Annotated in this window: 11 protein-coding genes; 7 read left to right on the top strand and 4 right to left on the bottom strand. The window is 59.1% G+C overall.

The features are described from left to right. The first annotated feature begins 20 nt into the window (after positions 1-20). The 3 genes from ACW4DH_RS03070 (at position 21) to ACW4DH_RS03060 (ending at position 3,009) form a co-directional block, all read left to right on the top strand. Positions 21-533, top strand: coding sequence for a ferritin-like domain-containing protein (locus tag ACW4DH_RS03070; protein WP_459634871.1), 513 nt, complete (start codon positions 21-23; stop codon positions 531-533). Between the two features lie 235 nt (positions 534-768). Continuing rightward, positions 769-1,569, top strand: a complete 801-nt coding sequence (locus ACW4DH_RS03065; RefSeq protein ID WP_459634870.1) for an SHOCT domain-containing protein — start codon at positions 769-771, stop codon at positions 1,567-1,569. A 159-nt stretch (positions 1,570-1,728) separates the two neighbouring features. Then, entirely contained in the window at positions 1,729-3,009 is a 1,281-nt protein-coding gene (locus ACW4DH_RS03060) for a GGDEF domain-containing protein (protein WP_459634869.1), read from the top strand. 136 nt (positions 3,010-3,145) lie between these two features. Here ACW4DH_RS03060 and ACW4DH_RS03055 read toward each other — a convergent pair whose 3' ends face one another. Next, positions 3,146-3,892, bottom strand: coding sequence for a hypothetical protein (locus tag ACW4DH_RS03055; protein WP_459634868.1), 747 nt, complete (start codon positions 3,890-3,892; stop codon positions 3,146-3,148). 262 nt (positions 3,893-4,154) lie between these two features. After that, a complete protein-coding gene (locus ACW4DH_RS03050; RefSeq protein WP_459634867.1) occupies positions 4,155-6,158 on the bottom strand; it encodes a RecQ family ATP-dependent DNA helicase in 2,004 nt (667 codons plus the stop codon). Positions 6,159-6,445: 287 nt separating this feature from the next. On the opposite strand from ACW4DH_RS03050, the gene ACW4DH_RS03045 reads away from it, so the two are divergent. Further along, positions 6,446-7,567, top strand: coding sequence for an ion channel (locus tag ACW4DH_RS03045; protein WP_459634937.1), 1,122 nt, complete (start codon positions 6,446-6,448; stop codon positions 7,565-7,567). A 1,410-nt stretch (positions 7,568-8,977) separates the two neighbouring features. Beyond that, a complete protein-coding gene (locus ACW4DH_RS03040) occupies positions 8,978-9,535 on the top strand; it encodes a YqhA family protein (RefSeq protein WP_459634866.1) in 558 nt (185 codons plus the stop codon). Positions 9,536-9,633: 98 nt separating this feature from the next. Here ACW4DH_RS03040 and ACW4DH_RS03035 read toward each other — a convergent pair whose 3' ends face one another. Further along, positions 9,634-10,842, bottom strand: coding sequence for a YeeE/YedE family protein (locus ACW4DH_RS03035; protein ID WP_459634865.1), 1,209 nt, complete (start codon positions 10,840-10,842; stop codon positions 9,634-9,636). 559 nt (positions 10,843-11,401) lie between these two features. On the opposite strand from ACW4DH_RS03035, the gene ACW4DH_RS03030 reads away from it, so the two are divergent. Beyond that, positions 11,402-11,878 (top strand): hypothetical protein, encoded by a 477-nt coding sequence (locus tag ACW4DH_RS03030; RefSeq protein WP_459634864.1) that lies wholly within the window; start codon positions 11,402-11,404, stop codon positions 11,876-11,878. Positions 11,879-12,241: 363 nt separating this feature from the next. Then, positions 12,242-13,714, top strand: a complete 1,473-nt coding sequence (locus ACW4DH_RS03025; protein WP_459634863.1) for a carbon starvation CstA family protein — start codon at positions 12,242-12,244, stop codon at positions 13,712-13,714. A gap of 605 nt (positions 13,715-14,319) precedes the next feature. Here ACW4DH_RS03025 and ACW4DH_RS03020 read toward each other — a convergent pair. Continuing rightward, the gene (locus tag ACW4DH_RS03020; RefSeq protein ID WP_459634862.1) at positions 14,320-15,177 is read right to left on the bottom strand and encodes an alpha/beta fold hydrolase; all 858 of its coding nucleotides are present in this window, start codon (positions 15,175-15,177) and stop codon (positions 14,320-14,322) included. Between the last annotated feature and the right edge of the window lie 77 nt (positions 15,178-15,254).

Here is a 15,254-nt window from a genome sequence, read left to right as displayed (position 1 = left end):
CAATAGCTAAGGAGTGAATAATGGCGACAGTTGCTGAAAAAAGACTGGTGGAATGGCTGCGTGATGCACATGCTATGGAACAGCAAGCGGAACAGATGCTGAAAGGCCAAGCCAGTCGTATCGAGCACTATCCTGATCTCAAGCAGCGCATCGAGCAGCATATTCAGGAGACAGTTCATCAGGCTGAATTGATCGAAAGCTGTATCGCTCGTCATGACAGCAGCCCCTCGGGTATGAAGGATATGGGCGGTAAGATGACCGCCATGGGGCAGGCGATGAGCGGTATGTTCACCTCGGATGAAATCGTAAAAGGTGGGATTGCCAGCTATGCCTTCGAGCATTTCGAGATGGCGTCTTACAAGGCGCTGATTGCGACTGCCGAAGAGGCGGGCGATGGCGAGACCAAGCGGATTTGCGAAGAGATTCTCAAGGAAGAAGAGGCGATGGCCGCATGGCTTGAGCAGCACCTTCCGGAAACTGTCCATCTCTATCTCAAGCGAGCCGAAGCTGAGGGTGTCACTGCCAAACATTGATCAGGTGGTGGTAGCTTGAGGTATATTACCCTACGCCCCCGGCCATGCCGGGGGCGTAGTGCTGTGAACATGACAATGATCTGAGCATGAACAGGACATGCTGAAAAAATCAGCATGGGGGAATCCGTTTACTAGACGCCCTCATGGGATCTGGCATCCCGCAACGAAAATGTTCGGTCATGCGCCCAGCATTCACGGGTAGACTGGGGGAATCAAATCCGGAGTCTATATTGTCATGCAGCCACTCTCCCCCGAGGCGCAGTCCATCGCCGAAGAGCTTGCTCGGCGTCACGGTTTCAGCGTCGGCGCCGTTACGCACATGGTGCTCGCCATACAGAACGGCAACGGCGGTATGGCACAGTTCTCCCACTCCGAATTCGGCGGTTCCGGCCAGTGGATGCGCGGGGGCATGGTGATGCTGGAGGATATGTTCAATCATGTTCTGCAGGGCCGCGTCGTTTCCCTTTGCGAAGACATCGCCGAAACCCTTGCCCATTCGCCGGAGCGACTGCGCGGGGGGAGTGTCCAATCACAGGATCCAGATGATGGTCGGCAGCCGACCGACGGCGAGCCCTGCGGACAGGACGAGCTGTTTGTCTGCGTCTCCAGTGGCCCATGGTGGCCCGCCGAGTTGGGAGTACCCAATGCCACGGGGCGCCAGAACAATGTACGCTACGCATACTTCGGCGATGCCCGGCGGCTCGCCGTACAGACGGGCGGCACTATCGGCATCTACGACACCCAGGATCATCGCATTGGCGGTTTTGCCCAGCAGCAGGGCACGGAGGATACGATAACCTTCACCAGTCAACACGGTGTCGTGGATCTGTCCCGCCTGCCAAGAGTTTCCCACGATGGCCAGCCGGCGCAGAATTCGTCTTGTGCAAGGGTATCGGCAAGCCCCCTTGCCGACAGTACCCGTCAGGAAGCGGATATCTTCAGCGCTATCGAACGCCTTGGGGACCTCAAGGCGAAGGGCATTCTGACCGATAAGGAGTTCGCGACGAAGAAGGCCGAATTGCTGGCCCGACTCTAGGGTCTGTTGACGTTTCATGCACGGTCGCGCCGGAGCCAGTTCGCCGGTGAACGCACACCCTCTCGACGTAGCGATGGCGTGATTCACGATACGAGCGCTGCCTGGCGCATCGGTGGCCGAATGTATCCACCCGAGCAGAAATCTTGGTCAAGAGTCGTTATGTGGCTTGAACATGTTTTACGCCGCCTGTCGGTAGGCAAGCGGATGACGTTGGCGGCGCTGTCGCTGGCCTTGCCGATGACTCTGCTCATTGCGGTGAGCGTCACGGTGCTGCAACGCCAGGAAAGCGAATTGCACCGCACCATCGAACAGGCAGTAACGCTGCTGGTGCCACTGGCTACCCTGGAGTACGACCTTCAGCGCGCATTGACCGAGTCGCTGTCTGCCGAAGCGGGACAGCCGGTGTCTGACTATGGTGGCTTGACGACATCCATCGACCGGTTGTTCACGGAGTTGCTTTCCGCGACTGCGGATCCGAACGTGGATGCCGAAAGAATCACCCTGGCCCAGCAGGCATGGCGTACGGCAAGACCGTCTATCGAAGAGCTGTTGACCCAAACCCGGCCCTTGCATTTAAACGGTTACGCGCCTTCCGCCGGAGTGGCACGCGAGCGGCTTACCGCAGCGATACAGAATCTCGAAGAGGTCCATGTGCATCTGGCCACCGCGGTCAGGCGTCAAGCGGCCGAGGCTACCGCGTCTCAACAACGCCAGCTGCGGTGGCTGCTCTGGGCTTGGGTGGCGACGCTTGTCACCGCTTTTGTGGTGGTTACGGCCATCGTTTATACCATCGTCAAGCCGACCCGGGATCTGGGGCGTGTCGTTCAGCAGTTGACCAATGGCGACCTTGCCGTGCGCGCGGATAGCCGTGCCAATGACGAGATCGGTGCGGTGGCAACCTATCTGAACGAGATGGTCGGACGTTTTGCGCTCTGGAAAAGCATGCTGGAAAACGAAGCTCACCAGGATGCCCTGACTCTACTCCCCAACCGTCGTGCAGTGCTAGCCGCTCTCGACTCGGCATTGGCCATTCAGCAGCAGAGCTTGGCGGTCAGCGTGTTGATGATCGATGTGGACCGCTTCAAGCAGATAAACGATCAGTTTGGCCATGCGGCGGGTGACCAGGCACTGCTATGGCTGGCCAACAGTATGCGTCACATGCTGCGAGGCGAGGACATTCTGGGACGTTATGCGGGGGATGAGTTTCTGGCGGTGCTGCCGGGCACGCTGCATGCCGAAGCGGGCCGGATTGCACAACGGCTATGCGACAGTGTCAACCAGGCTGCGCGCAGCGATCCAAGGAGGCCCTCGGTCACTATCGGTGTCGCCACTACCGGAGCCGAGATAACGACGGCGGAGTCCCTGCTGGAAGCTGCGGACCGGGCCTTGTACCAGGGCAAGCGCGCAGGGCGAGGGCAGGTGATGGCGAGTGACGGTTGAGCCCGGGCTGCGCCGGGTCGAAACGCTTGAGCTGGCGGCCCCGGTCCTCTGTCAGTCGTCGCCTATGCATTTTTAGCCTGGACAGGCTTGCGAGTAGGAAAGCGCGCTTTGCATGGACCGCAGGGCTGACGAGACTCTAGCGGCTACGGGGGGAGGTTTCCGCGATAGCATGCCGATAGCGCAGCAGCTCGCTTAGTTCATCGATGGCATGGGATAGCGTGGCGTGCTGCGCCATGGCCTGATGTTCATTTGCCGGTCCGGCTTCGCTCAGCCATTCGGCATAAATCGCCGGGATAGCCTCGGGGCTTTGTGAGTCGGCACCGTTGATGGCTTCGCGTAACGGGCTTTTCGGGGAAAGCAGTTTTTGCCGAGTGCTCTCGATAAGCGTCTCGGTGGCCGAGAGGGCCTCGTCAGTCAAGCGCTCGAGCAGTCCCGCGTTTTCGATCCTTCGCAGTAGCGGCAATACTTCGCGCGTGCGGCTGTCAAACAACTGCCGAGCGTTATCGGAGTCGTCGGGCATGCGCTGAGCGAGGCCCAGCGCAGTGCGATATAGATCGGCCCGGCTCTCGTCAAGCCCTGCCATCAGGCTTTCAGCATCTCGCGTCAAGCGACGTAGCCTGATCTCGCTGCCGAATAGCGTGAACTGTTCGATGCGGTTCCAGACTAGCACGATCGCGCCGGTGCCCAGGGCAAGCGTCCACATGCTGACTAAGGCGCCGCCCTCCATGTATCCCGTAAAGAGCAATATGACGCCCAGTAGCATGAAGCTCAGGGTCACTGTGCCGGCGACGTGCTTTCGCTTGATTGGCCAGCCGAGCACGCGTATCTCGTCGCTGCCCAGACCGGTATCGCCCGGCTCGTTGTCTTGCTTTCCACTGTCCATGTTCGACCCTCACAAGCTCCGGTATCCAGGCTCAGCATGGCATGCCGTTGCCGTGGTAGACAGCCTTGCCTGCGTGTTTCGGCATCACTCCATAAACTTCAGGCCGAATGTAGCGCCGCCCGGTGCAGTTGGGCATGCCGATCCGCCAGCGTGGCGAGGTCGCGGTCGTAGCCGCCACCGATCACGCAGACGGTTGGTATGCCGCTGCACGGCAACTGCCGATGGTGTAGCCGGGATGATGAACGAGTGGCAGGCGCATCCTTTAGCGCTGGCCCGTCAGGTGAGCCGTGACCCACTGTCGCACCTCGGCGTAGGGGTAGGCTTCGAGCTGGCCAAAGCCTGCGAACTGACGCGCCTTGAGCCGGGTAAACAGCGGCGTGGTGATGCCGCATAGAAAGCGCGTCAAGAGTTCAATGCCGGGCGGCTGACCCTCGAATGTTGCCTGATAGCGCTCGATCACTTCGCCGCACAGCGCGGCGAATGACTGGCTCTCGATTGGCGGCAATGATGCGGGCGGCGGCAGGCGGGCGACATGCCCCAGGCATACCGAGCAGTGCCCGCAGCGTTCGGGGGCGCGAGTGTCACCGAAATAGCACGCCAGACGCCGGCTCAGGCAACTGTCGCTCTCGAACAGCGCCAGCATGGCGTTGAGCCGTGCGATCTCGCTCTCTTCCTTTGCCTTGAAATAGCCGTACAATTCGTCGCCGAGCGCCGCGACATCGAGCGGTGAATCGGTGACCGCATAGACCTCGGTCATCTGCTTGCTCTCGAGCACGATCCAGCTCTGATCGTTGAAGTACTCCAGCGCGCTGACCACGCGGGCGCGCTCGGCGTTGATGCCCAGCTCTCCGCCGCGCCGATAGAGGGCGTCGAAGTCGAGCGAGCACCAGGTTCTGGCGCGATTGGCACACTCGACGATCAGTTGCACGAAGCGCTGGCGTTCGCCCTCGAAGGTGGCGATCAGAACCTCGGGCTCGCGCAGGTACTTGAAACGGTATTCGGCGAAGTAGCTGAAGCGCGGGGCGATCACGCCGCGCAGCTCGAGCTGGACCAGCAGCGTCTTGAGCGGCAGCGCACGGATGTTGCTGTGCTGGGACAGCGCATTGAGCATCAACTCCCAGCGCCGCTCACCGCCTTCGGCCTGCACCGCGGCGATCTCCGCGAGCACGCGCCGGATACCGTCGCGCTCGGGCGTGTCACCGTAGACGAAGTTCTCCAGCACGTTCAACGCGTCGCGGTTGGCCAGCACCAGGCAGTCGGAGGGTTGACCGTCGCGCCCGGCGCGGCCGATCTCCTGGCTATAGTTCTCGACCGACTTGGGCAGATCGAAGTGCACCACGTTGCGGATGTCGGCCTTGTCGATACCCATGCCGAAGGCGATGGTGGCGACGATACAGGCCACTTCGCCGGCCATGAAGCGGCGCTGGATTTCGTCACGGCGCTCGGCAGGCAGTCCGGCGTGATAGGCACACGCGTTGAGCCCGTGGCGGCTGAGCACGGCGGCGAGCTGCTCGGCGCTCTGTTGCTGGGTGACATAGACGATGCTCGGCTGTTCGCGGCCCGTCTGCAGGCGAGGCGTGAGCCAGTCGACCAGGCGGCGCTGCTTGTCGCCGCTCGCCACCGGTTCGACGATCAGGTTGAGGTTAGGGCGGTAGAAGCCGGTGGTGATCACGTCGTCGGCGGCGATGGCGAAGCGGGCCTGCATGTCCTTGATCACCTGCGGCGTGGCGGTGGCGGTCAGCAGCAGTACCTGGGGAATTGAAAACTGGCGCTGATAGTCCGGCAGCTTGAGGTAGTCGGGACGGAAGTTGTGACCCCACTCCGAGATGCAGTGCGCCTCATCGACCACTATCAGCGAGATCGGCACCTGGGCGATGAACTGGCGAAAGCGCTCATTCTTGATCCGCTCGACCGAGATCATCAAGATCTTGATCTCACCGCGCCGCACCCCTGACATCACTGCGCTGGCGTGCTCGCGGCTCTGCGCCGAGTCGATGCTGGCGGCGGCGATGCCGCGGCGCTTGAGAAACGCCAGCTGATCTTGCATCAGCGCCAAAAGCGGTGAGATCACCAGGGTGAGATGCGGCAGCAGCAGGGCCGGCAGCTGATAGCACAGCGACTTGCCCGAGCCGGTGGGGAAGATCGCCGCCGTCGAGCGGCCCGCGACCACCGCCGAGATCGCCTTTTCCTGGCCGGTGCGCAGCCGGTCATAACCGAACACACGCTGGAGCGTAGAATGAATAGCGCTTGAGGAGTCGGTTGCCATGAGCTGCCTTTGCGTTGTCGAGCGTTATTAAAGAGAGAGGTGACCATGATGCCTGGCCCGGGTGGCAGCGCAAAAGATTGGATCGGAAGCGTCGGTTAATATCCAGCCGCCATGCAGCCGCTGGGGCTCGAAGCGCTTCGAACAGGCGTTGATTCATCGCGCCGATTGGCGTTAATCAGGCGGGTAACGTAGCATCCTACCTCACTCGACGCAGGGGGAACGCCCTGAGTCGCCCGTGGTATGGCTTATTGATGATGGAGGTCAGCACCCTGTTGGGTGCGTTCGTGATGTTACTTCTTCGCGTACTGCGCCGCCGCCAAACCTGCAATCAGATTACCCAGCGGCTTGATGTCAATATACGCTCGCGCCTACGTCGTGCGTTTTACTGGCTAATGGCGCTCACCGGCCTGCATACCCTCGCGATGATGGCCTTCGAGGCCATGGGCTGGAGCGATGCACTCTGGCTGACGCTCACCACCATGACGACGGTCGGTTATGGTGATCTATCGGCCGCTACGCCATTGGGGCGTGCCGCCACCGTAGCCTTGCTCTACGTGGCGGGTATCACTCTGCTGGCCCAGGTGGCCAGCGACTACATCGATTATCGCCTCAAACGCAAAGAATCCATGATTAAGGGCCGCTGGAGGTGGAATATGCAGGATCACGTACTGATCATCAACAGTCCCGACCACAACGCCGCTATCTACTTTGAACGGTTGGTGGCACAGCTACGGGCGACCGAGCAACTCGAAGATACGCCGGTGCAGATTCTCACCGATACCTTTCCCGATGGGTTGCCTCAAAGCCTGCGTGAGATGGGCGTTGTGCATCACCATGCAGAGCCCTCCGATCCTCAGGCACTGAAGGCTGTGACTCCAGCGCAAGCCAAGGCGATCATTGTGCTGGCTCACGATGAGTACAGCCGCGTGTCAGACAGCATTACGCTGGATGTGCTGATGCAATTACAGGGCCTGTGTCAGGAGGCCATGCCTTACACCGTCGCTGAATGCGTGCACGAGGACAATCGACAGCGGACCGAGCGGGCAGGTGCCAGCACCACGCTACGACCGATCCGCGCCTATCCTGAAATGCTGGTCCGCTCCTTGGTGGCGCCGGGGGCGGAAAAGATTCTGGAGAATCTGTTCACCCACCATGACGATCATGCCATGCGCTACCCCGTGCGGCTGGAGGATGCCGTGTGGTCGGACGTGACCTGTCGACTTATGGAAGAAGGCATGGGCACGCTCATGGCTTATGTGACGGAAGATGATCAAGTGATCTGCCATCCGGCCCATCATCATCGGTTCAACGCCAAAGCCTTGATCCTGATGGTGCGGGAGGAGTTCGTGCCTGCTACGCGGGACATTGAACGCTGTGTTCATCAGAGCAAGGCATCGACGCTGGGGTAACGGATGACCCTGACTTGTCCTGTGCGTTGCATCCATTTGGATATGCCGAGGAGATCGCTGATGTCGGCGTGTCTGGCGGGCATCGGCGGCAGTATCGTGGCGTGAGGGTAACGCCCATTGGGAGAGGGCCGGAACGCAGTGGCGAAGCCAACATAAATTAAGCCCGGCCAATAGTGACCGGGCTCGAAGCAGAGACTAGCACTGCTTAAAGGGTAAGGCGTTCTGGGATCCTTGGCGTCGGTGGCTTCCTGCCGCTGTTGCCTTCATTCCCAAGCATCGATCTTCCTGATCGCGCTCTTCCTTGAACTGGCGACCTGTCCTTGGCCGCTGCTTACCGTACTCAACAGAGTATAGGTCCCCCGGCGAGCTGACAAACAGGAAACTGTTACGAAAAGAAACTTCTATTAATCTGAGTTAAATATAACGCTTCGTGACTGGTTAAGGGGTATGCCGCATGAACGACTGGCGGATGCGGCATCCGGCCGCCCGGCACTTGGTTATTCGGGGCATTCCCGTGGAGACAATGAGTCGTGCAAATCCTGCAAGTTCGTCTCTGCATCAGGGGAAGCGCGCATGCCGAGATCGCGCTGAGCGGCGCTCATTGCCGCCCGATGCGCTGCATGGTGGCTTCCCCGGCTTCCGGTCATGCCCAAATCGGTTGGCTCAGGCCGGCACGCTTGGCTTACCGTGCTGACCTTATGAGTGTCGGATTGAGTCGAGCATCCGCTCACGGCGAGAGCTGCTGCGGCGATCACACAAAGAAGAGTCTTCATGATATTTCCCGATGAACGGCATGAATTTACAGCATAGACTCCACGCCCGGAATGTATCGTCGCATGCACAAGCCGATGCATGCGTGTCAATGTCTGCTGGGGGTCTGTCGCGACTCCACTTCGGCGAAGGCGGCGGCTTGTCTCGCTCGTGAATGCTTGGCGTAGAGATGGAGATAAGCGTCATGCTCATTTTCAGGAAGGGGGCCCTCCGTTAAGAGCCGGCGGCTGTATTCCAGATACTGAAAGGACTCCCCATGCGTCAGGCCCACGAGGGTTTCGACGCCTCGGCCATCGGTGGAGATTAAGCGCATCTCTGCCATACACTTGAGCATGGATGACGACAGGTTCAGCTGTTTCATGGTCGCGGCCGAGGTTGAGAAAAGCGCTATTTTATCCAGCCCAGAGAAACCCGAATGCCGGAATAACGGGGTAAAGCATGGCGACTGTAGCGAACGGGGCGTTAAACAACGCTGATCTCAAGTGACCCCAGGGGAAAAGCAAGCCTCAGTGAGCATGCGATAACGCCCCGTCATGGCAGCGTTTTGTCGCGAATCGGGAGCCGTGCGATAGGCAGCGGTGACGGGATATGCTGAAGTGGCAGATAACGACCGTTATCATTTAACCGCAGGGAGAGACCATGCCAGAGCTGGACAGGAAAGAATTACCCCACACGCCGACACAAGGCAAGTTAGAACGGCGCTTCGAACGCTTCCTGTGGAACTCCCGTTTCCTGGTCATGGCGGCGGTGATTCCCAGCCTGCTAGGGGCATTGGTACTGTTCATCATCGGCACGCTCGATATCATCGGCATCGTGTTCGATGCCGCAGCGTATTATATCATGGGCAGCGGTCAGGACATTCACGAAACGGTGGTACCCAGCATCGTCATGGCCGTGGATATTTACCTCATCGCAATCGTACTTCTGGTGTTTGGGTTGGGGGTCTATCGGCTTTTTGTATCGCCCATCGAGCAGGCGGAGGATTACGCGCCGAGGCACCCCTTCAATGTCGAGTCTTTCGATCAACTCAAGGACAAGATCGCGCGGGTGGTGATACTGGCGGTCATCATCGAATTCTTTCGCGCGGTGGTCGACATCCGCTTCCAGACACCTCTGGATGCGATCTATCTGGCCTTGTCGGTACTGGCGCTGGCAGTGGCGATCTACCTGATGAGCCTGACCCACAAAGGCGAGTGAAAGGTGGCCGACGGAGCAGGCAGGAAAGAAGGTTGATGGGTTTGACACTGGAACAAGAACGTCCCGGCCGAAGCCGGGACGCCAAGGACATGTCGGGTTTACAGTGAGTTGCTGCGTGCCAACGGCCGGGCAGGGCTGCTGAAGAACCACGGCCGCAGTTTGACGCCTAGCATGTTGCCGGCGAAGGCGGCGACCAGCCACAGCCAGCCATGCAGGCTACCCGAGGCAATACCGCCAAAGTAGGCCCCGATATTACAGCCGAACGCCAAGCGGGCACCGTAGCCGAGCAGGAGCCCTCCGATTACGGCCGCAATGACCGAGCGCAGTGGAATGGCGAATTTGGGTGCGAACTTACCCGCCAGAGAAGCGGCAATCAGCGCCCCCAAAATAATACCGACGTTCATCACCGTGGTAATGTCAGACCAGACGCTCGCGTTGAGAGCCGCGGCGTTACTCGGTGTTTGCCAATATCCCCAACTGCTGACATCGCCTCCGAGTGCTTCGAAAACCTTGGCGCCCCACAGGGCAAAGGCTGAGGTAATTCCCCAAGGACGACCCGCCAGCGCCAGGGTCATGAAGTTAAGCAACGCCAGAGCCACCGCTCCGAACAGCAGCGGCCAGGGGCCGCGTAGCCAGCGTGAACGGGTATCTTCGACCTTGGGCGACTGTTCAAGCTGACCATGACGCCGCCGTTCCATGATCACGGTAACGACTGCGATGGCGGCGAACAGCAACAGGCTGACGGCGATTCCTCCCCCGGCGCCGAATACATCGACCAGTGACGTCGGTTGAAATGCCGGCAGGCTTTGCCACCACATAAAATGTGCCGTGCCGATCAACGACCCGACGATAAAAAATGCCAGTGTAATGAGCATGCGGGCATTGCCTCCGCCGACCGTGAACAGTGTTCCCGACGCACATCCACCGCCGAGCTGCATTCCCAGTCCGAACAGAAAGGCTCCCACCAGCACTGAAACACCGACGGGCGCCACGTAGCCCGAAACCGGCGTCCCCAACAGCGTGCCTGCCGCCAGGGCAGGGAAGAACAGCACTACGGCGATAGCCAGCATGACCATCTGGGCGCGAAGCCCACGTCCGCGGCGTTCACTGATAAACACACGCCAGGCACCGGTGAAACCGAACGCCGCGTGATAGAGCGCCATGCCGAATGCCCCACCGATCAACATAAGCGCAGCCAGTCGTAGGCCGAAGGCGGCCGCTACTCCCACAATACCCACCAGCAACACGCCGGCACCCAGCAGCGCCATAGGCACGGGGCGGCGCGAGGTTAGTGTCATGTCAGTCATGGAGACCCTCCAATACATGCAGGCTCACCTGAGCCAGGATAAGGAGTTTACTTTTTCACTCAGGTATAGAGAAATGCATAAGCGCAATCCGTCTTATAACTATAATCAATAATTAGCATGTTTATTAGAAGCGAGTGCCTGTTTTGGCCAGCTCGCGGTAGGAGTCCAGATTACGCAGTTCTCAAGCTGCCGGGGCTGCCCGCTCGGCAGGGCCTGGCCTGACGACAAGTTCGCTCAATGGTTGCAATTTTATGTGGCGGCCCACACCACGTCGCCAAAAGCGGCAAAGGTTGACGAAGGGAGCATCGAGACGTCGCGAGATATTAAAAACCCGGGCGACCCCGAGCTGAATGCAGTGGCGAGGTTCGAGGAACAATCGCGACTTGAGCTGATCATTGCCGCGAGACTGAAGCTCTGTCCCACTACACTAGCCCTATTGCCGATATGCCCCTCAACGAGGAGCTTAAGCTGTTGGCTGAACTAGCCTAGGAAGGCGGAATGACCGTGGAGCCTTAAAAACGATTCTTGTGAGGAAACGTGAGAAACGCAGGAGGCATATATGAACAGCTTGATCGAGCATCAACGCGTCAGTGGAAAAGGAGTTATCTGGAGCGGTCTGATTGCAGGTATCGTCTTCATGATACTGCAAACGATCATGGCCTGGGGCTTTCTCGGAAATAGTCCCTGGGGACCACCGCGAATGGTTGCCGCAATCGTTATGGGACGTGACGTACTTCCTCCGCCAGCGACCTTTGCTATCGGCATCATGATGCTCGCCATGGCCATTCACTTCATGCTCTCGTGGGTTTATGCGCTGATCTACGGTTGGGTCTTCGGAGGGCTCAAGCGAAGCATGGCGATCATCATTGTGGGTGCAGTGATGGGGCTGGTGATTTACCTGGTTAATTTTTACGGCTTTATCGTTATCTGGCCTTGGTTTGCCAAAGCCCATGCTTGGGTAAACATTTTTTCACATATCATATTCGGTATCGTCCTGGCGTGGTCCTACCAGAGCATAGCCAACAGGGCGGATTGAATTCAGGGAATTATTGAACGACGACACATGAAGCGTCGCCTGAATCGATGCGTAGATATCGCCAATCTATGGCCCGGCGGGCCTGATAATGTCGATATCAGCCCAAGCTCTGTTTGGCCCGGTTTAGGTAAACAGAGTAAGTCGTGAATAGTCATCTTCTCTTGTGGCGCCGGTACGACAATTCATGTGCTTACCACTAAAGTCTTACAGGCGTAACGCGCTTCGGTTCTTAGAATGGGCGCCCTCATCCCGCCCTGCGTGGCGGGTTTTTGTGGTTGGCTTTCCCTTACCGGTCGCATATAGGCGCGAGGTTGCGCTGATCCGATGCCGGTCGTAGCTGCAAAACGACTCCAGAGGGCTTCGATGTTTACCTTTCTTGCTGCTATCGCGCTGTTGGTGGTGGGGTACTTCACCTACGGCAAGTTCGTGGAACGCGTGTTCGTCACCGATCGCAAGCGGCGTACGCCGGCGTTCGCGATGCGCGACGACATCGATTACCTGCCGATGAATACGCGTCGCAATTCCCTGATCCAATTGCTCAACATTGCCGGCGTCGGGCCGATCTTCGGGCCGATTCTCGGTGCCCTTTACGGGCCGGTGGCCTTCTTGTGGATCGTGATCGGCTGCATCTTCGCCGGTGCCGTGCATGACTATCTCACCGGCATGATCTCGATCCGTAACCATGGCGCCCACTTGCCGCAACTGGCAGGCAAGTTCCTGGGCAAGACCATGAAGCATGTGGTCAACGGCTTCGCGATCCTGCTGTTGCTGCTGGTCGGCACGGTGTTCGTGACGTCGCCGGCAACGCTGCTGGCCAATATCTCGCCGTTTTCGCTGACGCTAATCATTGTGGCGATCTTCGCCTATTACCTGCTGGCGACCCTGTTGCCGATCGACAAGGTCATCGGACGCATCTATCCCTATTTCGGTGCATTGCTGCTGTTCAGCGCGGCGGGTATCGGCATCGGCCTGGTGGTGACCGGTGCGCCGATTCCCGAGCTGTCACTCGAGAACATGCATCCCCAGGGGGCGCCGATCTTCCCGCTGCTGTTCTTGACCATTTCCTGCGGCGCGCTGTCGGGCTTCCACGCCACCCAGACGCCGATCATCTCGCGTACCACCGAGAACGAAACCAACGGACGCCAGATCTTCTACGGCATGATGATCGCCGAAGGAGTCATTGCAATGGTCTGGGCGGCTGCGGCCATGAGTTTGTTCCATGGCGACAACAGCCTGTCTGCCGTGCTCGCCCAGGGTGGCCCGGCGGCAGTGGTCAGCGCCGTTTCCACGCAGATGCTTGGCGCCATCGGCGGCACGCTGGCGATACTCGGAGTCATTGTATTGCCGATCACTTCCGGTGATACCGCTTTTCGCAGCGCGCGTATGATCATCGCCGACTATCTGAAGGTCGACCAGCGCCCGATCATCAAGCGTCTGCTCATCGCCGCGCCGCTGTTCGTGGCCTCGTTCGCCCTGACCAAGATCGACTTCACCCTGCTGTGGCGCTATTTTTCCTGGGCCAACCAGACCACCGCAGTAATCGCGCTGTGGGTCGCCACCATGTATCTGGTACTGGCACGCAAGCCGTACTGGATCACCTCGATCCCGGCGGTGTTCATGACCCTGGCGACTTTCACTTATCTGGCTTACGCGCCGATCGGCTTCGGTTTGTCGCTACAGGTGAGCTATGCCGTCGCCGTGCTGGCAACGCTGGTATGCATTGCGCTATTCATGAAGCGCGTACGCCGGCTCTCTGGCGGTCTGTTCGCCGTCGACGAGCCCGCCGTGCCGGTAAGTACGACGCAACGGGACGAGGATGCCATCGCGATGGGGTGAGCGTACGCGACGTCTGATCTGCCGAGTACACCATCATCGTGATCCGGTTCAGGCTGTATCCCACGCTCCGGCTGACACGCTGCCCATCAGGTTCCTGATGGGCAGTTTTTCGTCATGGCATGCCAACCATTTTTAGCGTTTTTCGTCAGTAACTCGCTCGCGGCGGGCAACGCGGTGCCGGATGCCGCAAGAGCCCGATCGCTGACCGCTTCGAAAGTGTTGCAAGGCACTTGGAAATCCGTTGCCAAGCTTTAAACGGCATGCTCTGATGCGTTCATTGCCGGCCCACTCGGCTCCTGGAGAAATGCCATGATCAAAGGCCTCCTGTTCTGTGTGTTTTTTCTAGTGGCTCAACTCGCGTTGCTTGGCTACGTGGATAATCGCGTCAATAACAGCAAGAGTGAGGTCAGATATTCTCCAACGTATACTCCGCCCACCCACTTGCGTACGCGTACTGGCAACGTGCAAGACAAGGAGTCGGCGGAGGGAGAAAGTGCCGCTTAACTCGATAGCGCGCCGGGGATGTAAGCCGACAAGCCGGTATCTGCTCCACGTATTGGGAAACGAGGGGAGGGCGGTGGCCTGGCTTGGCCAAGGTGACACGTTCAACTTCTGAAGAAATCGAGGAGCGCGCTAGCCAGCATCTCCGGCGCTTCCTCAGCCATATGATGGCCGCAGTCGATGCCGTGACCTACAACGGATGTTGTCCAGGGGCCCCACACTTTAAGGATGTCGCCATACAGGCGCTCTAGATCGTCGCGTTGCGACCATAAGACCATGGCGGGGCACTGAACTCGCCGGCTCTGCTCGCGATCCTCCCTGTCATGCTGCTGGTCGAGGCTCAGGCCAGCCCGATAGTCCTCGATCATTCCGTGGATGGTCGCTGGATCGTGGATGGCTTTCATAAAATCTGCGTGGGCCTCTTCGCCCATCGCTTGCGCAGAGCCGCCGTACCATGCCTCGGGATCGGCGAGGATGGCACGCTCGGGTTTCTCCGGTTGGGCGAAAAAGAACCAGTGCCACCATTCCTTCGCGAAATGTGAGTCACAGCGTTCCAATGCCTCGAGAATAGGTACGCCATCGAGCATTACGACCCGCTCGATTACTTCGGGATGGTCCATTGCGGTGCGGAAAGCTGTATAGCTACCTCTGTCGTGGCCGACGATGATGAAGCGGTCGAACCCGAGATGACACATTAACTCGACACAATCGCGCGCCTTGGCGCGTTTGGATGATCCTGCATGATCAACGGTGTCCTGGGGCTTGGAAGACTCACCGAAACCCCTGAGGTCAGGGCACACAACGGTGTGATGGGGCGCCAGAAGCGGCGCGACCCGATGCCAGGTGGCATGCGTTCGAGGATGACCATGCAGCAGGAGTACCGGCGGGCCGGATCCTCCGTGCCTCACCCTCAACGTCGCCTCGGACAGCTCGATCATCTCCAACTGGAACCCATCGAACATAGCTTCCCCATCGCTTTTCGTGATCTGACTCGATTGAGCATAGCCCCCTGAAGCTCTTCGCGCGGCGGGTAAAAAGA

Source organism: Halomonas sp. WWR20 (assembly GCF_054602495.1).
This window is presented reverse-complemented; position numbering and strand designations above follow the sequence as displayed.

What these genes read in the sequence shown, in the direction of transcription:
- ACW4DH_RS03050 (WP_459634867.1), bottom strand. Translation starts at nt 6,158, where the DNA reads ATGGCAACCGACTCCTCAAGCGCTATTCATTCTACGCTCCAGCGTGTG.
- ACW4DH_RS03045 (WP_459634937.1), top strand. Translation starts at nt 6,446, where the DNA reads ATGTTACTTCTTCGCGTACTGCGCCGCCGCCAAACCTGCAATCAGATT.
- ACW4DH_RS03035 (WP_459634865.1), bottom strand. Translation starts at nt 10,842, where the DNA reads ATGACTGACATGACACTAACCTCGCGCCGCCCCGTGCCTATGGCGCTG.
- ACW4DH_RS03070 (WP_459634871.1), top strand. Translation starts at nt 21, where the DNA reads ATGGCGACAGTTGCTGAAAAAAGACTGGTGGAATGGCTGCGTGATGCA.
- ACW4DH_RS03065 (WP_459634870.1), top strand. Translation starts at nt 769, where the DNA reads ATGCAGCCACTCTCCCCCGAGGCGCAGTCCATCGCCGAAGAGCTTGCT.
- ACW4DH_RS03025 (WP_459634863.1), top strand. Translation starts at nt 12,242, where the DNA reads ATGTTTACCTTTCTTGCTGCTATCGCGCTGTTGGTGGTGGGGTACTTC.
- ACW4DH_RS03040 (WP_459634866.1), top strand. Translation starts at nt 8,978, where the DNA reads ATGCCAGAGCTGGACAGGAAAGAATTACCCCACACGCCGACACAAGGC.
- ACW4DH_RS03060 (WP_459634869.1), top strand. Translation starts at nt 1,729, where the DNA reads ATGTGGCTTGAACATGTTTTACGCCGCCTGTCGGTAGGCAAGCGGATG.
- ACW4DH_RS03055 (WP_459634868.1), bottom strand. Translation starts at nt 3,892, where the DNA reads ATGGACAGTGGAAAGCAAGACAACGAGCCGGGCGATACCGGTCTGGGC.
- ACW4DH_RS03020 (WP_459634862.1), bottom strand. Translation starts at nt 15,177, where the DNA reads ATGTTCGATGGGTTCCAGTTGGAGATGATCGAGCTGTCCGAGGCGACG.
- ACW4DH_RS03030 (WP_459634864.1), top strand. Translation starts at nt 11,402, where the DNA reads ATGAACAGCTTGATCGAGCATCAACGCGTCAGTGGAAAAGGAGTTATC.